18 protein-coding genes are annotated in these 19,691 nt (G+C 40.5%); 14 read left to right on the top strand and 4 right to left on the bottom strand.

Annotated elements, in window-relative coordinates; translation table 11 throughout:
• Positions 1-1,291 precede the first annotated feature (1,291 nt).
• From ABLV17_RS16545 to ABLV17_RS16590, 10 genes are all read left to right on the top strand, one after another.
• On the top strand, positions 1,292-1,660 hold the full coding sequence (locus ABLV17_RS16545) for a hypothetical protein (protein WP_009652482.1): 369 nt from the start codon (positions 1,292-1,294) through the stop codon (positions 1,658-1,660).
• 81 nt (positions 1,661-1,741) lie between these two features.
• The gene (locus ABLV17_RS16550; RefSeq protein WP_042927287.1) at positions 1,742-2,062 is read left to right on the top strand and encodes a type IV conjugative transfer system protein TraL; all 321 of its coding nucleotides are present in this window, start codon (positions 1,742-1,744) and stop codon (positions 2,060-2,062) included.
• Between the two features lie 16 nt (positions 2,063-2,078).
• Positions 2,079-2,942 carry a TraE/TraK family type IV conjugative transfer system protein gene (locus tag ABLV17_RS16555; protein WP_348854459.1) on the top strand — a complete coding sequence of 288 codons (864 nt, stop codon included), beginning with the start codon at positions 2,079-2,081 and terminating at the stop codon, positions 2,940-2,942.
• A gap of 1 nt (position 2,943) precedes the next feature.
• The gene (locus ABLV17_RS16560) at positions 2,944-4,101 is read left to right on the top strand and encodes a type-F conjugative transfer system secretin TraK (protein ID WP_348854461.1); all 1,158 of its coding nucleotides are present in this window, start codon (positions 2,944-2,946) and stop codon (positions 4,099-4,101) included.
• Positions 4,094-4,612, top strand: a complete 519-nt coding sequence (locus ABLV17_RS16565) for a hypothetical protein (RefSeq protein ID WP_348854462.1) — start codon at positions 4,094-4,096, stop codon at positions 4,610-4,612. The genes ABLV17_RS16560 and ABLV17_RS16565 overlap by 8 nt, the downstream gene beginning before the upstream one ends.
• Positions 4,572-5,939 (top strand): TrbI/VirB10 family protein, encoded by a 1,368-nt coding sequence (locus tag ABLV17_RS16570; protein WP_348854463.1) that lies wholly within the window; start codon positions 4,572-4,574, stop codon positions 5,937-5,939. Before ABLV17_RS16565 ends, ABLV17_RS16570 begins: the two co-directional genes overlap by 41 nt.
• Before the next feature lie 2 nt (positions 5,940-5,941).
• Positions 5,942-6,406: a hypothetical protein gene (locus tag ABLV17_RS16575; RefSeq protein WP_348854464.1), complete on the top strand. Its 465-nt coding sequence runs from the start codon at positions 5,942-5,944 to the stop codon at positions 6,404-6,406.
• Position 6,407: 1 nt separating this feature from the next.
• Positions 6,408-7,259, top strand: coding sequence for a DsbC family protein (locus ABLV17_RS16580; RefSeq protein ID WP_348854465.1), 852 nt, complete (start codon positions 6,408-6,410; stop codon positions 7,257-7,259).
• A 9-nt stretch (positions 7,260-7,268) separates the two neighbouring features.
• Positions 7,269-8,003 (top strand): TraV family lipoprotein, encoded by a 735-nt coding sequence (locus ABLV17_RS16585; RefSeq protein ID WP_071984201.1) that lies wholly within the window; start codon positions 7,269-7,271, stop codon positions 8,001-8,003.
• Between the two features lie 48 nt (positions 8,004-8,051).
• Complete coding sequence (locus ABLV17_RS16590; RefSeq protein ID WP_069476742.1) at positions 8,052-10,769, top strand: TraC family protein; 2,718 nt, start codon at positions 8,052-8,054, stop codon at positions 10,767-10,769.
• 28 nt (positions 10,770-10,797) lie between these two features.
• On the opposite strand, the gene ABLV17_RS16595 is transcribed toward ABLV17_RS16590, so the two are convergent.
• From ABLV17_RS16595 to ABLV17_RS16610, 4 genes are read right to left on the bottom strand one after another with little or no spacing between them, the layout of a single operon-like run.
• Positions 10,798-11,211, bottom strand: coding sequence for a trhZ (locus ABLV17_RS16595; protein ID WP_348854467.1), 414 nt, complete (start codon positions 11,209-11,211; stop codon positions 10,798-10,800).
• The gene (locus ABLV17_RS16600) at positions 11,186-11,686 is read right to left on the bottom strand and encodes a hypothetical protein (RefSeq protein WP_348854468.1); all 501 of its coding nucleotides are present in this window, start codon (positions 11,684-11,686) and stop codon (positions 11,186-11,188) included. Before ABLV17_RS16600 ends, ABLV17_RS16595 begins: the two co-directional genes overlap by 26 nt.
• Entirely contained in the window at positions 11,673-12,389 is a 717-nt protein-coding gene (locus tag ABLV17_RS16605; protein ID WP_348854469.1) for a hypothetical protein, read from the bottom strand. The genes ABLV17_RS16600 and ABLV17_RS16605 overlap by 14 nt, the downstream gene beginning before the upstream one ends.
• A complete protein-coding gene (locus tag ABLV17_RS16610) occupies positions 12,379-13,182 on the bottom strand; it encodes a TrhO (RefSeq protein ID WP_348854470.1) in 804 nt (267 codons plus the stop codon). The genes ABLV17_RS16605 and ABLV17_RS16610 overlap by 11 nt, the downstream gene beginning before the upstream one ends.
• A gap of 687 nt (positions 13,183-13,869) precedes the next feature.
• Here ABLV17_RS16610 and ABLV17_RS16615 point away from each other — a divergent pair.
• From ABLV17_RS16615 to ABLV17_RS16630, 4 genes are all read left to right on the top strand, one after another.
• Entirely contained in the window at positions 13,870-14,322 is a 453-nt protein-coding gene (locus ABLV17_RS16615; RefSeq protein WP_348854471.1) for an HtdA, read from the top strand.
• Positions 14,312-14,707 (top strand): hypothetical protein, encoded by a 396-nt coding sequence (locus tag ABLV17_RS16620; protein ID WP_348854472.1) that lies wholly within the window; start codon positions 14,312-14,314, stop codon positions 14,705-14,707. Before ABLV17_RS16615 ends, ABLV17_RS16620 begins: the two co-directional genes overlap by 11 nt.
• On the top strand, positions 14,692-15,231 hold the full coding sequence (locus ABLV17_RS16625) for a plasmid transfer protein (protein ID WP_348854474.1): 540 nt from the start codon (positions 14,692-14,694) through the stop codon (positions 15,229-15,231). The genes ABLV17_RS16620 and ABLV17_RS16625 overlap by 16 nt, the downstream gene beginning before the upstream one ends.
• Before the next feature lie 126 nt (positions 15,232-15,357).
• Positions 15,358-19,599: an Ig-like domain-containing protein gene (locus ABLV17_RS16630; protein WP_348854475.1), complete on the top strand. Its 4,242-nt coding sequence runs from the start codon at positions 15,358-15,360 to the stop codon at positions 19,597-19,599.
• Positions 19,600-19,691 lie beyond the last annotated feature (92 nt).

A 19,691-nucleotide genomic window follows, 5' to 3' on the forward strand; every position in this document is an offset into this window, starting at 1 on the left:
TGTAAGTCAATTGAGCTTTAGACATGACATTGTATCTGTCATTTCGTTCCTAGAAGATACCTGATGATTTACCAAAGGTATGATGCTGACGTTGGAATTTAATACATTGATGATATGTTTTATATTTTTGGAAAAAATTTTAAAGACCCATTCAGAGTCAATCTTTTCAAAAATCTCTGATTCAGAGAGAATAGAGTTGCTAATAATGCGGCGGGTTTCATAGTTACAATGTCCGTCAATATTGCAACTCAGAACTAACACATTGTTATAAAGCGATATTTTTAGATTTAAACCCGCAACTTCAAGTAACCTCGTTTTCATGATTTTCCATTCACGTCCTGCATCAGAATGATCCTAAATTTACAATTTGAAACGCATTTATGGAAGAGGGTAATGTTGTAAATTTCGCCAAAGATGGAAGATTATATTCCAGATTACATGTTGCAACCGTTTATATTTAGGTTAAAAAACTATAAAAATAGATTTAAACGATCAATTTCAATGGTTTATATATATCACATTTTCTTCAATACTACTTCATTTTTCGTAACATTTTGAAGCATCTGCAGCCCAAACACCCCCATAATTATGGTAAACCACCAATTTTTGTAGTTTAGTACCCTCTATAGGTTTGGCCGCTAAGGTGACCTTCTCAACTCGAAACCAACCGTCAAAAGTTACTTTCGTCAATGATAGCTGGATTTCATAACAACATAAGTTCCAATCTCTTGCCTTATGTTTACTGCTCTCAACTAACCACACTCCTAACGACTATGTTGAGATTGTGGACAAGTGTGTCCAAAAGTTACTTTTCCAAGGTAAGGAGCTTAACCTGGCAGTATTCTTTTATGGCATAGAAGAATGAATAGTTACGAATTTGATAAAAGTGACTTTTGCATACGGTAAAGTTGAAGCTTGAGAATGAATCTAAAGGACATCTGGTGTAGTTTTGGTGAGTCATAATATGGGTAAAAGTGACTTTTATCAGCTGAAAATTTTGACAAAGAAACAGGGGAGATAGAACAGAATTATCAACAAATCCAAATTATCAACATATAATTCATGAAGTTACGACATTTTAGACTATGTACTGCGCTCAAGTTCTGAATTTATAACACTATAGGAGTTGCTCCTACTTCTATAAAAGTAACTTTTAAATGGTTCTCATTTTTTGATTTTTTTATAAAAAATATCATCCATATATTGAAATTTAAAATTCTCTCCTAGGTATTCTGAAATGGCTGGTTAGTCACCAGATCACATAAACAATTTCAGTCTTCAGGAGTTAAACATGATCAACAAATCCATGGCTATGGCCCCGAAAGCAGTTTCTTTCACACTGTCCGAAGGTATGCGTAATCTGCTTAGCAATAAAATGTTCCAGGTATTTATCGCACTGATGTGTGCAGCTCTGTTCTCATCTATCGCGCTGGCTGGCGGTGATGACGGTGCTCTGGGTGAAATTTGGACCCAGTTGTCTGAAGCACTGAGCGGAGCGCCTGGTAAAGCGCTGGCAGCATGTATGCTGATCTCTGCTTTCTATTTCTCTATCGGTCGTCCGAACCCGGGCCTTGCTCTCGTTTCCTTCCTGATGATGATGATTTTGGCTAACGGCGAAAAGATCATCACTGGTTTCCTTGATGCAGGTGTAGCACTGTAAAAAATAAATTTTGCTAAACGGGCAAAACAATACTGAGGGGACGAAAGTCCCCTTTTTTTTACCTATACAATAGGGGTCATTATGAGCAATGGTACTGACACAATGGATAATTACACATACCGGTTTCCATTTAGAATTAATCTCCCTTTGTTAATTCTCTTCTTTGATGCGAAGCAAATAGGGGTCGTCATGGGGTTGCTTTCATTTGGTAATATTTTTGAATGCATGTCCATAGCAACATTTGCAGCAATCGGATATTGGATTGCATACGGCAAAGCTAAGGAGAGTGCGATAAGGGGGAGATTAAAACATAAGTTGTGGTGGAATGGCTTTCTACCGGGTAAATCCGTTTTCCAAAGTCGCTATTTTTCTGACCCCTTTATGAGAAGATTTTACAGCTAAAGTTCCCGGAGAAGTAATGAACGAAAAGAAAAAGTCACTTTTAGATTACGTCACGAGCTTCTTCTCGTTTAAACCTAAGAAGTTGGTTGCTGACAATGTAGTAGATGAAGAGAAAGATGATGGAAGAGGTCAAAAGTACGAAAGCTATAGTACTGATAAAATACAACGTAGGAAAAGCATACTCAATGTTTCTGAGGAACTGAATTTACCTAAGAAAGGTAAAAAAACAGGTGCAGAACTGACATATTCCCAGTTAATTCAACGGGACAAGAAACTAATATTAAACAACCGTTTGTTGACTGTTATTGCTGGACTTCTTGTTGTTAAAGTGGTGTTTTTTTCTACGACGGAAGTGATTGCCATACCTCCAGATATGACCGAAGAAGTTTCTGTAGCAGGTGCCAAGGCTAGCGAGTCCTATAAAACACAATGGGGTCTGTTTATCGCCACCACTCTTGGAAACATTAACCCAAAAAATGTCACATTCGTAACGAACTATATTTTAAAAATGTTTCCGGCTGCAAAACAATCAGATTTAGAAGCTGAGCTTAAGAAAGCATCTGATTTGATGCTTGCAAGAAAAGTTGACCAAACTTTTATTCCGGAAGATGTCAACTTTTTGCCTGGTGACAATGTGCTGTATGTTTGGGGCACCCGTAAAACCAAATTCCTCAACGTATCAGATAAGGAACAATCTGAGCGTTGGACGTATGAGATGGTATTAAGTGTTAAAAGTGGTCGCCCAAGAATCCTGTACCTGAACCAATACTCCGGCACACCTAATATCAAGAAAGTAACCGTTAATGGGAAGGTATTGGAAAAAGAGTTCACCGAAAATACCGACATGATCCAGCCACAAGATGAAGCAGAAGCCCAATAATATGAAAAGAAAACTCATAGGATTACTTATCACTTTAAACGTGCTTGCTCCAGCTGTTCATGCAGATGAACCATTTAATATTCCTGCTTCGGCAGTGAATACACAAGCTTTTGATGAACCGCCTGATTCCTCTGAAGCTATGAATATTGTGACCAATGCAGTGAAACAGGTACCCGGTACGGTCACGAGTAATAATGCTACTCAACCACCAATAAATACTAACCGGCCGACTACAACGTTGCCAGCTGCTCCAGGGCTTTCCCCAGCTAGTGCTTCATCACCTGCAGTTCGTTCTATGACAGATACATTGATGAATAATGCACCAGCTGAAGGTCCAGGACAAAAAGCTGTTAATGAAGCAAAAAAACGCTATCAGCCAATGCAGAATGTCACTGTGCCGCCAGGTGGGAACATTGTCTTACCGGTGTCTCTGGGTTTACAAAACAGGATCCAGACTACATTCAAAAATGTAAGTGTTTCAACAACAGCACCATCAGAAGATACAACCATCTATGTTGATGGAGGAAGTGTTTTTATCACGACAGTGAAAGACACACCTGTTGGGATTATGTTATCTGAAGAAGGGGTGCCTGCATCCACTTATAATTTGACCTTGATACCAATTGATGTTCCTGGAGCTATGATTCGTGTCCAAACACAGTTAACCCAAAATATGGCTATTGAACGCGATCGCCATATTGCTGAAAACACGAATAAGGAACTTCTAGAGCAAGCACAGTCTGGTGAACTTGATGAGAAATCGATAGCTCAGGATGACCGTAAGCAACGTATAATTGATATTCTTTACCCAGTCGCTAACGGTGAAGTTCCTACCGGCTTCGCGCTTCAGCTTGATAAACTTTCTGTAATACCAAATAAAGAACGGACGCCGTGCAGTTTTAACTTTTATGCAAAACTGGGACAACGCTTGGTCGGAGCTCGTGAACTTGTTGATGTAATTCTTGTTCAAAATAACTTGACTTACCCATCGGTTATTGATGACCAAAAATGTATTACTCCTGGTGTAATTGCCACTGCAATTTTTGATAAAGCATTCCTACAACCTGGTGAAAAAACGGAGCTGTATATACTTCGTGACAAACTTTATCAAGAGCGTGAGTCTCGCGTAACTAAACGGCCAAGTCTAATCAATGATTGATAAGAAAAGTTACTTTTCTAAGTTCAAATTGGCCATTTTGTTCAGTGTTGGTTTGTGTGTGGGTTTTTACATCGCTAACATTGAAAATGAACGCTCTCAGTTTGTACAAATTGTGCCCGCTGAATACAAATCGTTCGAATTTCAAAAAGCTGATTATGATGCTTTCAAAGTATATGACATAGACAATTTGCTCTCTGATGAGATTGACGATCGTGATGCTCATTTAATATCAGGGCAAAATATACCCACTGAGAGTGATATCAGCAATTTCGAACCAGAAACTCAGGAGCAGATTAAAGAGATACCTCAAACTGCACTGGAGATCGAAAATCAGTTCTATGAGCATCTTGAAAACAACACATTCAAAAATTTACGGGCTGAGCCTCCTTACTCTGTTCCGCAGATAGATGAAAAAGTCAGATCATTGAGGGTAAAGAGATTTTTACCTCCCGGTAATAAAGGTCAACGTAATGAAAACATTGAAGCTGAAGGAATTGTGGGCAGAAAATAAAGCCATTCGTATGGCATTTTTGCTCATCGTCGCATTTGCTGCTCTTGTAATGGTGACCCTCACACTAATGGGGGGGGATGACTCAAGCAAGAAAACGAAAAAAATAAAGCCGGTTACTAATCTGCTTGATACATCTTCGATTGTTAATATGGATGAAGAAGGGCAGAAACGTTTTTTGCAGACAGTACAGACGCAAAACCGAAAAGATCAACAAAGTATGTTGGACCAGGTAAAGCAGATGGAAAAATACAAATCTGAGAATTCTGGTGAGATTACTGAGCTTAGAGGCCAGATTAAGCAGTTAACTCAACAGATTTCAGATATGCAGAATGGTAAAGGTCCGGCAAGCAACCGCAGCCTCGACAGTCGTGGCATTCAACAACCTACTGACAGCCAACAGCCCAATTCTGCATACCAACTTAATGGTAATGCTGCAGGTAATCGCAATCAGGAAATACCTGTTGCTGGGGGGATATCCCCTCAACGAAATCAACTGGTTCGCACCATTACAAGCAACAGCATTACCACGGCCAATAATGGTGTACTGGAAGTAACTCCTATAGTTGAAAAGAACATTACAAATGCTAACCAAAAGAGAATAGTTAAATCAGGTTCACCTGCGTTAGCTGGTGATGGAACTAAACCCATAGATAGCAACGCAAAACACTCAAGACGTTCAGACGATCAGTATTTGCCAGCAACGTCACAGTTGTATGGAGTCTTGATTACTGGTGTTGAGGCCCCGACATCTCTTTCGTCGCAAGAAGAACCACTTGGAGTGACGTTCAGGGTAAAACGTGATGTGTTCCTGCCTAACAACTACAGAATGGATTTGCGTGACTGCAACCTTTTAGGAACGGCCCGGGGGGATATGGCTTCAGAGCGAGTCTATATCAGAACGACGAACCTTAGTTGCGTGAACTCTAAAGGAAAAAGCTTTGATATTAAACTGGAAGCATACGCCGTCAGTGAGATCGATGGTAAAGCAGGAATCAAAGGCACACTTATTTCCAGAAATGGTAATGCAATCATGGGGAGTGCTCTTGCCGGTGGTTTAAGCGCGCTTGCTCAAGGTTTGAGCCCAAGTAAGGTTAGTCAACTAAATATCGACCCCAACTCACAAGCTCAATATCAGGGACCAAATATTGGTGCGTTAAGTGCGGTCGGTGCGAGCGGTGCTGTATCAGGTGGACTGAATAAAATGGTCGATTGGTACACTCATATCATGGATCAGCAATGGCCGGTTGTAGAACTTTCCCCAGGAATCAACGCTACTTTTGTTGTTCTTAGCGGCGCGTCCATTCCAACAAACTTAGCGGCGAAATGACTATGACTGAACAGAATAATAAAAATGAACATAATGACGCTGACTTTGATCAAGATGTCAAAGAGAAAAAAAATCTGACATTTTCTGTATCATACTCTTTTGCAGAAAAGTCGCTGAAATTTATCATTCTGGCTGCAATTATTTCTGGGGTTGTTGTATTTCTCTGGAAGCAAATAGATGGAAGATTCAGCCTATTTAATGAGTCCGTAAAAATCGCAGTGCTGAACCCTTCAGCACTAAATGAACAATATCTAAAAGCACATAACGGAAATAATAACGATTATATACCCTATATCCGTAAACTAATGGCGCTTTACCGTGCCAGAGATGTACTTGTCCTTGATATGAATTACGTGATTACCCGACCGTCATCTGTAAGTGAAATTTCTTACATCAGCGACTCAGACGTTGAGAGTGAACTCGCTGAATATGGAATAAACCCGAAAATGTTTGAGGAAAAGCAGTAATATGAAAAAGTTACTTTTCAATTTACTCATTTTGATTGCATTACTACACTCATCATATTCATTCTCGAATGGTCAATACAATGCAGATGCTGCTGCATTAACGCGTGCAGCATCTGATAACGGTCTTGCTCTGAATCAGTCGACACGTGGTTTGGTAAACAAGCTAGGGGCCTACCAGGCGAAGGATGCAATTTACTTGCCTACTGGTGGACTTTTCTTATTTGAAGATCAACGAAGTGGTTTGACGATTGTTACAACAACAGGTCGCTACTCATTTTCCGAAGGTAAAGCCTATGACGTAATCCGCAAGACTCAGATACAGACAATTGCTGATATCAGGAAAAGTTACTTTTTACCGTTGAGTGAAGCACCGTTCAGAACTGAGGATTCCTTTACCATACAGTTTGGAAACCCCTCACTAAAACGTCAGGCAGTGATATTTATTACACTGGACTGTGCTGATTGTGTTGCTTTCCTCAGAAAAATGAATGAAATAAAAAACGATGTGCGTTTTGACATTGTAATTCTACCGAGTCCAGGAGAGGCAGCAAAGAGAGTCAAGCAGATGTGGTGTTCTGTTAAAGCCGGTAAAGTAACTAATTACGATATACTTCAGTCATTATTAGGTAAAGTAAGCGATATTAATACTCGTCTTATTCCACATGAAAGCCTGACTGACTGCTCTGTAGAACCGATCATAACAGGTTTATATCTTGCATCTATTTATAACGTTCAAGGCACACCCTCTGTTGTTCGCGAAGATGGGCTTTTAGGAAATGGGATACCCACAGACTTTAAAGCCTGGTTGAAAGTGAATTTACAACCTTTGCTGCAAAACCCATTTGATAAATAAAGGTCACATATGAAAAATTTCATAAAACTCATCATGTCAGTTGCTGCAGTATCAGCATTATCTGGTTGCATCGGACAATCTGAAAGTTCCTGTCCCGGCATTGAGGAGGGGGTACTGTGCATGGGTCCTAGGGCTATTATGGAAGCAACCAACAATCATGACGATCTCAAATATTTAAAGAAGGAAGGTGATGTGGGAAAGCAGGATATTGCGGATAGCCAGTATCCAACTACATTAACACCTCCTCCGGGCGTGCAGTATCCTAAGAAACCTGTTGTGAATACTGGGCCAAAGCCGTTATTTTCAGGCACTCCGCAGCCGGTTAAACCACTTACAACCGCAAGCTATGTATCTCAGCAACATGTTCCGGCGGGTAAAGGGTTGTATTCAGAGTTTGATGGTAAACCAGTTAACCCAACACTTAGCGCTTATCAAGAGCGTCAGTACCAGGTGCAGGGAACCAAACAAGCAGTGATTGCGCCAGAGCCTCTGGCTGTGTTGCGACAAGGTAAAGTTATGCGTGTTCTTATCGCACCCTACACTGACGATAACGACGCGTTAAACCTACCTGGTTATGTATATGTCAATGTCAAACCACAAACATGGGTCGCTGGAGATTCAGCACTGAAAAATCCCGCCCGAATTGTACCTTTGGAAGTTCAGGATCGTGCTCGCGATAACATGCAGCAGCAGCAACGCAGCGCTAAAGGTGTAACGGCTGCTGGAGTCACCGGCTCATTCTAGCTCGTCCCATGAAGAAATGAATAGCACCACGGAATGTAAGGTAAACGTATGAACAATTCTCGTCTTGCAAAAGAACTGGAAAGATTAAATCTTGGACACTTCATTCCTGTAGTGGACAGAATGGTAGACGTTCCATATTTTTTACTGGAAGATAATGCGGTGGGCATGTTTTTCATTTGTAACCCATCTCCAGGATTGTATGACAACCAACAAAACCTGATGACTGATTTGTTTAAAATGGATTTCCCTGCTGAGTCCATTATGCAGATGTCGTTGGTAGCATTGCCTGATGTTAATACGTCACTTTCACGTTGGTTGCGTCGTCGCGGTAATCGAATGGGAGGTCGCGACAATGAAAAAGCAGACCTGTTGACCGTATATTCACTTGATTATCTTTCTAAGAGTCAGTATGACCCGTTGAAAGTTGCTGATGGTGTAAAAATTACCCATGCCGATGATTTAAAACTCAGGAACTTTGAGCTTTGGATAACTGTCAGAATACCAATCAATAGTTTTGTGCCAAATGAATCAGAATCAATTAGGCTGGATGCAATTTATAAAGATTTACTGGCTAAATTGAAAGGGCTTAGTCTATCACCGGTTACTGGTGATGCTGATATGTGGTTGTACAGCGTTGATAAAGTTATTAACCCTGGAAAAGATGCTCGCTGGAAGTATGGTGGACTTGAATCGAACTCTCTTCAGCCATTAAATCAGCAGGTAAACGTTCCGGGAAGAAAGTTTGAAGTAGGTGAAGATTATTTCGCTTCACTTACTGCTGATGGCGAAGAAACAGCTCAACGATATTTTAAACACTTGTCTATGACAAAGTTCCCTGAGTATGTGAATTTTGGGGCTATATATGAATTAGTTGTTGACTGGATGACAGGAAGCAAAACTATATTCTCACCGTTTATAATTAATTTCTGCATTCAGTTTCCGTATCAAAAGAAAATTCAAAAAGAGTATCTGCGTTATAAAGCAATTACAGATAACCAATCCAAAATCCCGATCGTGTTGAAATACCTTCCACGTCTTGCTGATATGGATAAAGATTATTCGGCATTAACCAGAGAGTTAGAAGACAAAGCCAAATTATTAAGAACCTACATGACATTTATTGTTATGGATAACACTTTGGATAGAGTCAAAGTTGCTGCGAAAAGCCTTATAAGTTACTACAGTGAAAAAAAAATCACAGTTGTTGACGATAGTTATATTTGCTTTTCCGGTGTCATGTCAGCTTTACCTCTCTGCAATGACCCTGCCACATTCAGAGATATGGATCGTGGTGATGTGATGACAAATACGGGGGCAGCTCATTTAGCTCCAATTTTTGGCCCATGGAAAGGCAACACACAAAACCCCGTCATACCATTTGTCACTCGTGAAGGGCAATTGGTTATGATTGATATTTTTGAGACTTCGGCATCTTATAATGTCTGCGTTGGTGCAACATCGGGAGCGGGAAAATCATTTGCAGCAAACAATATCATTCTTAACTATCTGTGTTCAGGTGAACATATAAATCCTTTGTATCATTTCGATGATATTAGAGAACAACTCACAAACGATAAATTTTCCCCTCCACTTGATTTAAGCGGAAAATTTAATGCTTCTGCCGATGGTGCTCAAGTGTTTGTAGTTGATATCGGACGTTCATACCAGGGGCTTGCTGAGCAATTTGAAGACTCTCAGTTTATTGACTTCGGTGTTGATGCTAAGTTTTCTCTTAACCCTTTCGCTTTCATGGTTAAAAAATACACCGATGATGAATCATTGGAGGGAGTAACGGGGAATTCAGAAGGATCAAATAAGGAATCAGACATTATATCTCAGACAATCATGGTCTTGAATCAAATAAAGCTAATGGCATCAAGCAACGGTAATATTAGTTCTTACCAAGAAGCCGAAATGATTCGACTGATTGTTGAAGAAGCAAAAAACCCGGAAGATAATTATCTTCCTTCTGTTACTGGGTTTGCAGAAAAATGTAAAAAGCAAGAAAAACAGGAAATTAAAGATATCGGCGTCCAACTTGGTCCATGGTGTGAAGGCGGTATTTACGGGAAAAGATTTACAACTTCGTTACCACCAATTGATTTTGATAGCCGGTTTATTGTACTAGAGCTGGAGGAACTTAAACCAACTCCGCATCTTCAGTGGGTTGTTTTAATGTCAATTATTCAGGCTGCACAACACGCTATGTTTATTAAGAAAGATGGTCGACGTAGACTGTTTATTCTTGATGAGGCATGGGAATACATAGGTGAAAGTAATGGTGATGATGCTGCAGTCACATTCTTCACTAAATTCCTAGAAGCTGCGTGGCGTCGCTTCCGAAAAACTAACTGTGCAGGTATCTGTATTACACAGAGTTTTGAAGACTTCTACAAGTCTCCAATAGGAATTGCAATCGCGAACAACTCACCATGGAAGTTCATCATGAAGCAATCTCCGGAAGCGATCGATTCAATGCAAAAGAACAAATATATCTCTGCAACAGCATCTGAATATGAAAGAATGAAGTTGATAAGAACTGAAAAATTTGTTTTTTCTGAAATCATGATTCGTTTCGAAAACGTACAGCAGATAGTACGTCTTTATGTAGACCGTAAAATGGAACTTTGCTTTACTACAGACCCTGCTGACAGGCGTAAAATCTGGAATCTTATTGAGGACGGATTTACCTACGCAGAGGCTATAGATAGAGTGTATGAACAGGAACAAATTCAATTAGGGCTATCCAAAAAATTAGTTGCATAAATGAATATAGGGGCTGATGCCCCTTTATTCATTGGATATTTACGCGTTCAGACATTACAGGTCTCAATTCTACAATGACTTTATCCTGTGATTCATCAATGTTAACGCCCAACGGATATTCTCCCGGAAGGGCACTTGTGACGACAACGGGGGGGTTATTCGTAAAGGCTCTCTCAGGCGTTGGAGCTGGTTTGTATATCATGAGGGCAACGTTCCGGTAGTCCTTATATGAGATACCAAATGTTCTTCCTTCCTGTGTATCTGGTATTTCTACTTTTACAGGAGTTACCCCTATTTTTTGTTTTGTGACAACGTTAATGATTATTGCCCCAGGAGGATTTGTATCTATAGTGTAGGAAAAGGCCCATGTAATCCCAGTTGTAGAAACTAAAGTGAATAGAGCGAAACAAAAGTTTTTAATCCCACTGGCTATAAATAACATTAACATACTCCTCATATTTTTTAGTTGAAGTAAGCTTAAACCGCATCGCCACTTCTACAGGAACGGCCATTTTTTTGTTCTCACTAGATAAACCATTGAACTTTTTGCTTACAAAAACCATCTTAATATCATCTGTATAGCACAACCCTAATAATGCGATATTTGGAACCATAAATGTACTGACCGATGATGGTGGAATTATAATTTCATTCTGAGATTCATATCCACAACGATTCCCATATAAAGCGAGTTTATCAATCATCATGAACTCATTATATCCATTATCTATGATTACATATACTTCTAAACCTGCATTCACTACGTGAACCGTGTATTTAGCTGTAAGTTTACCCGGTACATCGATGGTTTTAACAGGTGTGTAACTTATCGCAGGTAGATTCCTGTGCCAATCTAAAGGCTGCTGGCAAGCTGAAAGTAGCAATGTTACAAATAGAATTATGCTATTTTTTAACATGAGTCACTCCGGTGTTTTTTATTATAATATTTTCGTTAGGGTAGGCAATGAGGTTCTTTGTGAAATACTGTGAACCTCCTAACATCCCATTTCTCGAAATAATATACACCTCTTTGTCGAGATTTATTGATGTAAACCTTCTAACTTTTAAAATAGAAAATCCACTTTTAATTTTACTGACTTCATTAAAATTAGATACACTGTGTACAACATCATTATTGGTAACTCGAATAAATTCAGGAGAGTCCTTATAGGTGATAATAATGGACTCTTTAGCTGCATTTATTTCTTTACCCGTCACAACTGTTAGAACTTTAGGTTTCTTCTTCCCAACCATATAAACTACAGGAATGAAATCGTAAAATTTCACCCCCTCATTAATACGGAGAACTACGTCACTCCCAGGCTCGACCCACACAAAATCTTTACCTATTGATGCAATGGTACCATGTCCATTTTTTGCGACAATTGAAAAATCAATGTCTGGGAAAGTTAACATTAATGGTGTGATGACCGTTTCATTTGTGATTCTTATGAATTTTGTTTTTTCATCTTTACTTTTGAAATACCCTACCTTAGCATTTAACATATTGTTATTTTGCTCTACACTGATATCAGCACTAAGATAAATTTGTGAATCAGCTAGAACATAAGTCGCAGGCATCAGTAAGCATAGCAGGCAGGATACTATTTTAAATTTCATATAAACGCCCCAGTTCTGTATCAGTGACATCAAGAATTCTTATTTTAAAATCCAAAGGAGCAGAGGATAAACCATCCCAGTCATTGGGGAAGAGGCAAGTGATTTGTTTATTAATCACTGCGTTAGTCTTTTGTCTATATGCAATTTCTTTAGGCTGGTGCGCACCTAACACTACAAGCGAAACGTTGTCTATTACTTTGCCAGAATCAAGAAAATACCGACTCCTGGTGATATTACTTGCCATAATACGCAGTTTTTGACTGTCCATTTTGTTTAGGGTATCTATTATGTCTTTCCATTCCCTTCCATCTTGGGGGATATCAGACGAACCAATTATGTAAACACCGTGCTTTGTTTTTACATTAATAACCAATGGGTAATCTATTTTGTATATGTCACGCTCAAGTAAGATTTGATCATATAGATCATGCCATTTACCGCCCAAACTTCTCCAGTGTTTACGAGTATGCGTGTCTGGATAATAGCGGAGGTTTTTATTGTTTTTTTGAGTTATAGCATCAGTCATGAGAAGCTCATGAAAGCCCACTACTGAAAAAACATGGACTTTTTGGTCGCCAATTTTTCTTTCTACAATTGACTTTAAAAGACTCTTAGCAGATGGTCCCCAGTCAAAAAGGTTACCGGTAGTTATAATAACGAGTTCGTCGCTAACAGCTGTCAAGCGTGACAACCCTATGCGCAGTAAATCAAAGTGTCCATACAGATCACTTACGATAAGAATACGTCCGTTAAAGGTAGTCAGGTCAATGTTTAAATTTGAAAGAATAGTCATTTTTCACCTCACCTTGATCATACCTTCAAACATACAGATATGAGCTGACTCTGGAGGCAAAATGCTATTTTTGCCGTATTTTTTTTAAGAATCTGTAAGGTTATGGTGAAACACACTTTTTTGACTGTATCAGATTAACATTTCTTTGTACGATGTTCTGGGGAAGAAGTGGCGTATGTCTCAAAACTGGTCAGACCATAGGTTTGGTTTTAAACGGAGTATATACTCTAATGATTCATAAACAAAAAGTTGGCTAAGCTATAAGGTCTAAGCCTGATGTTCGAGTTTTAAGATATGAAAACAATGCTTTAACATATTGTTTTTTATGGATAAATACAGCCGGAGTGATTTTATCACAAACCTTGTCCCTAATGTGACCTAATTCCTATTGCTTCTGATAAAAGTTACTTTTAAACCTTCAGAAAAGTGGCTATTGATTGATGATTTTGCAGAACAAGTGAATAATATAGCCCCTTTTGTTGTCCTTGCTGCGTAACGTGGGTCTCCACGACGGAGATGGTCGATGAAAGCGAAAATCCGTAGCTTACATGTTAAGCTAAGATTAGATATATCTATGCAGCCACTGCGAATACAAGTTTTTTTATCGTTCTGGCTAAAGTAGGACCGGTTTGTTTTTGGTATGATTTTAGCGACATACTTCCCATCAAAGCACATGAGTAACTACAGATGACAGATGGCATGATTTACCATGGGGTAAGAAAGCATGAACTACTCAGAATTATCGAGCGTTCTGGCTTAACCTTCGAAGAAGCACCAAATACTTTTGGCTTTGCTGAAACCTCTCATAATCCACTTTCTTTGATTCTGGATGGTTACTTTATTCAGATTACTCCTATGGCCCGCGAAGATCACAACTGGGAAATAGCGCCGGTCGACACTGTTATTTTATCTATTATTATTCCACCTTCTCTTGATGAAGATCTGGATGAAAACACCATGACGATTATGTCTGATTGCGGAGTTGCTGAGTTTGAGCTTGAGGATGCCGGGACAAGGATTAACAGGCTGATAACATTTGTCGGTGGAGCAACGGCAGGCAATTTCTTACATCAACTGAGGCTTCTTTACATTACGGCCTGCCAAACTCAAGGGGGGTTTGAAGATAACGATGAAAATTAATTTTAAAAAAGTCAGTTTATTCGTATTACCTATTATTTGTCTTGCTTTCTTTTATTCACTACTGATGGGCGAGCAGAGCCTGTTAAGCTTTAAACAAAAATCGGTACGCGCTTTAAGCCTTTCTGGAGATGAAACCAGTTTAAACTTTCAGATAGTTGATAATAAAACAATTCTTATTAACAACATACCTGCAGTTGTAAAGAGCGAGTACACAAAAAAACTAACTACTGAAGAGCTCCCGTCCGGAGCACCTTCGGGGAGCTATCTAATACTGGAAACTAATTCATATATTATTGCCATGAAGCGTTCTGGTGAAAGCACATACATTGGGCTTATTAAAAACTTAGTAAACGAAGGTGAAAAAAATATATGGTGGAAAATCTAACAAAAGATTCATCGTCGCAGTTGCAATACAGAAACGAGAAGGTTTTTAACTCCGGAAAAGCTGCGCTTGAACTCAATACTTCAGCATCCAATGGTGACGTTAACCTGATACTTACCGGTCCATCGCCAGAAAAGTCTGGTTCTTTTGACTGGACAGGTAGTAAATGCATTTCAACAAAGCTTAGTGACGATGAAGTCATAACTTTATGCATGGCATTTCTTCACCTTACTCCAGAAGCAGCGCTTAAAGATAAGAAAACCATGCATCATGGGAAGAGAGTCTATAAAAACATAAAAGTAACTTTTGACGGAAAACTAACAGCTATACTGGAAGGTGGGGTTCTTGCCATAGACAAGACCGAAAGTGGAGTCAATTTCGTACATAAAATTAGTATAGAACCTTCAGCTTGCCTTAGGTTAGGACTTTTCCTCCTGTCAGTCATTCAATCACGAAATCCTGGCCTACCGTCCGATACGATACTTACGTGCATGCGTCTAAATGCAAGCGCTCGATCCCAAAAGTAACTTTTACCTGACGGCAAACGCGTTTTGCGAAATTTTAAAAAAAACACTTCACGTAATTCGGTAAATACACTCTCCTCATAAGATACAGTAGGTGCAACTATGGCATAACTACGTACAGAGCTTCCCATGACAAAAATTAATAAAATCTCAATGCTGATGTTCTGTTCTGTGTTCAGTGCTGTTTCTAACGCAGAATCTATCATGGTTTCCGGGACCTTAGAGACCGCCTTACCTGATGTCAAATTTTCGACATCACCACAAGTAAATACAGCGTTTGTAAAAGAAAACACTGTAACTGCCATACCAGTTTCGGATGGATGCGATATATCCTCTGACCCTAATGTCAAAAGCACGGCTGGAAGCCTGAAATGTGTTTTCGAGTGGTTACCTAATAACTCCGGTATGCCGGTTGCCAATGGCTTTTCACTCAAGGGTTACCCCGCAATTGCAGGTGACATTAAATTGCCCTGGCAGATCGCCTACTACTCAGGCTCAGAAAGAGAAAAAGTGATTGTTCGTGAAGGGGAGTATATTTTTAAGACTGTAGAACCCGTAGCCCCTGTTTTTTCAAGTATTAAAGGGTCAATGAGTAACGGCACCTCGGGCTCCACACTAATTTCATACATAAAAAACGAGACTCTCTCAAATATTGAGATCTCTGTGGAGCCTCGCGATTACGACATGGTTGCTTCTGTCGGTTCCGGAACATCATGTGCTATCGCGGCTGGCGCATCAAAATGCTCTATCACGACTGGAAGCGTAGGTATCAGTGACGGCAGTACCGATTTCAGCAGCCGTGATGTAGCCATAACATTGAACTCAGCTAATAACTTTTTTTCCCCACCTATCGCAGCTAATGTGAGACTAAGCTGGGATTACCGTGCTCCGGCAGTCGATAGCACTTTCTGGAACGTATCTAAAGAAGCCAGGGCTTTTAAAGTTGGTGATAAAGACATCTTTGTCGGTCCGAAAACCATCGCTGTTGCTGTATCGGTTCCAGCAAAGTCTGATACAGGTGACTGGTGGAAACCAGCGGCAATGTCGCTGACATTAGCTCCTGATGGTAGCTTCTCGCCAACCACAAAAGTTACTTTGGACGATGGTACTGAACTCAATTTTAACAAAATTTGGTCTACCCCTTCCCGGAGAACTCTGCAGCCAGTTGCTGGGTATCAGGAAGTTGCCGGGAAATATGTCTATTTCTTTGATATAAGTGATCTTGCCAGTGCGTCCTACATTGCGACTTTCTCTGTCGCAAACACGGCCGGAAACGACTCAAGTTATACAGAGCCGGACTCGAAATTAGTACTTTCAGATGAGCCCACAGTTACTGTCTACAAGGAAGGTGCGGAGCTCGTTAAGCGGGATCAAGTCTATTTTCTGAATGAAATCGTTATTGCAGCCTTCCAGGGCGAAGAGGGTGTGGCCGATATAAAAAGCGTTGCTATTGATAATGTCATGGCCTCATACAGCCCAACTAATGTGAAAGGCATTTATCGTTTAAATCAGATGACGTCCCTGGAAACAAACAAAGTACATACTTTGACAATTGTAGCTGAAAACGTTAATGGAATATCTAAAACCTATTCGATTGATTTCACCTACATGCCGATGACCTTCACCCTGAAGTCCATCGACTCAGCATCCACAATTTACAGTTACGTACGTCCCTATACCTCTCTGGTAACGCAACAATCAGGAAATACCTGCAAAATATTCTCTACTGAGGAAGACGCTCAGGCTCTGCTTGGTCAGTTCGGCAATGGGATTTACGCTACTGCCTGTTATGTACAGTGGAACAACGTTCCTGCAGGTATGGAGTTTTACTCTAAATCTAAAGTGCCGGGCCTGACGGGTTACTTCTCTAAAGTTGGGGATAACATCCTTGATTACAACGTTTATGTGATAAACACAAAAGGCTCAAAAGCTCTTGCAGCTCATAACCGTAAAACGATCCCGGCAGTAGAACCTTTCGCGCCCGAGATTTCTTACAAGTTAAGTAAAACGGTTAGTACCTTAGGAAAAAATACCGCTCTGGTCTATATCTCTGGAGGAGATGCGGCAAAAGTTCTGGCGAAGTCGGTACCGGCCAACATTGTCTTGACGTCTAAGGTTGAGGGTCAGGATACGGAAACGACGACTTATAAGAACAAATCGAGTGGTGACACGCCTGTAACTTATTCCGAGCGAATTAAAGTTCCAGCAGCTCCATTATGGACACAAACCAACGTCAACATTGATGTTGCCTATGAGAACGAACCGAGTATTAAGTCCTCCAGTATTCTCAAAGTGTATACCGTTCCTAACTTCAGCATTCGTGCTTACATGAAGGTAGAAGAGCGTAAATCGGCAACGAGCCTCAAAGTGCCTGTGTCGGTTAACATTGGTCAATGGAATAACAGCTGTAGTTGTACTCTATACGACGAAAAAACAATGGGTAACTGGGATGTAGTGGTTTACAAAGTTACTTCAAAATGGGTGACAGATGCTGAAACTGGTAAAGATTATTCCGTTTCTGAACGAACTCCATTGACCGGCAAGCTGGCAGTCAATTCAGAGGGGATTGCAGCTGGTGAGCTTAACATGGATGATCTGACTCTGGGTAGCCACCGGATTATTGCTGTAGCAACAGTAAGGAGCCCGTTTGATGACTTTGAACTCCAACGTGAAACGTCCACAACAAGTATCCGGGTCTATAAAGGCGCTGACCTAGAAGGGGGGCTTTCTAAATCGCTTATTGTTGGCCGTGTACCACTTTCGGCAATGGTCTCTTTCAGAACAAAAAGTACTGATGATTATGATTCACTTAGCCCGACTGAATGGCAGATCTCCAGTAACAATGGATCTACATGGAGTACTCTTGAGGATATGACTGGTCTTCGGAGTGTCAGTATCAAACAAAAAGAGGTCGGCAAGTGGCTCTATCGTGCAAAATTAACGAACAAATACACGGGTAAAACATCATATACCGATAATCTCACTGTAGTCGCGTACAGAGAACCTAAGCCGGTTATCACGGTAGGGAAGGTTCTTGAGGGGCACAGTATCCCTGTAACGCTGACCGACAACAATGAAGAAATCAAAGGTAGTGCTGTAGACGTGCAATGGTCTGAAGATGGCGAAGATTGGACTGAAGGGGGAGTAAAATACACGATCACCTCCTCGGAGGTCCCGAAGTATATTTTTGCGAAGGTCCGATATACCGAAACCGATGAAATGGCCGGTACATCCGCGTGGAAAGAAACACGAGCTCGTGTAACCGTCATTAAGCACAAGAAACTGTCAGTAAAGGTTGAGGGTAACGCGCAAGTAGAGGTTGGCAAAAAAGTAACTTTGCAGGGAACTTACACGAACCCAAATACTGAGTACTCATCTGATGCTGAGGTTTTAGAGGAGTGGATACTGCCTGATGGGAGCGTTAAGAAGGGCGGGCTTCTCGATACAGTGCTAACCGAAGATATGCTTGATGCACGTGGTTACGCTGCGTTTACCTATCAGGCATACATGCCAGAGGCTAAGGAAAGGACATTAGCGAAGCGCACGATTAGCGTGAAATCATGGGTATATAAATTCCCTGAGCCTCGCCTTAATACAAAGCTCAAATACACAATGATCCCATCCGAATTGGCAGTATCGGTAACGGGAGTGGATGTTACCTATCCAGGTGTAGTTTTCACTGAGGACTGGCAATACAACAAAGATGTCATGACACTCGATAGTGATACTAATGGGAAAAAAGTGTTCCAGGTGTTCAAGTCAGGAACGCATACACTAACCTATGTTCTGAAAGATAACCGTAATAATGAGGCAAGAGTTGAATATACTTTCGTTGTAAACGAACAGAACCCAATGGAGATTACGGTTAACCCCAAATATTCAAACAAGTTCATGAGGGCACCATTAGATCTATCTATGAGGTCGAGTGTAAAACTAGCTCACTCAGCTGACAGCATTGATAGTGTCTCCTTTAAGCTGAATGGCAAAGCTGTAGATGGAGGAAAAAACTACTGGTCCCAGACATTTGAGAACATTATGGAGGGCAGCTACAAGCTGGAAATGGATGTTGTCAGTACGCAGGGCCAGAGAGGAAGTGTCACGGTCGACTTTGACGTGATACCTAACACACCACCGAATTGTAGCCTGACTTATACAGAAACACCGCTGAGCTGGGCTTTTACGGCTAAATGTAATGACCCGGATGGAAAGATATCCAGTTATGTATGGAAAGTTAATGACCAGGTTCGCGGGGTTTTTGGTAGCACAGCTACACTGTCAAAGTCACAAAATAAAGGTAAGCTGGTGGTATCAATCACTGCTTATGATGACAGTGGTGATACGGCAACAAGTTTTATCACACTAAATAACTGACATCATACCAAACCGGATACTGCCCATAGCCCCTTAAATCAGGGGCTATTTTTTTATGTAAATCATGAAATTCCTCCTGTTATCTGGAAAAA

This window comes from Klebsiella sp. CN_Kp091, from assembly GCF_040065095.1.
GTDB classification, from domain to species: Bacteria; Pseudomonadota; Gammaproteobacteria; order Enterobacterales; family Enterobacteriaceae; genus Klebsiella; species Klebsiella aerogenes.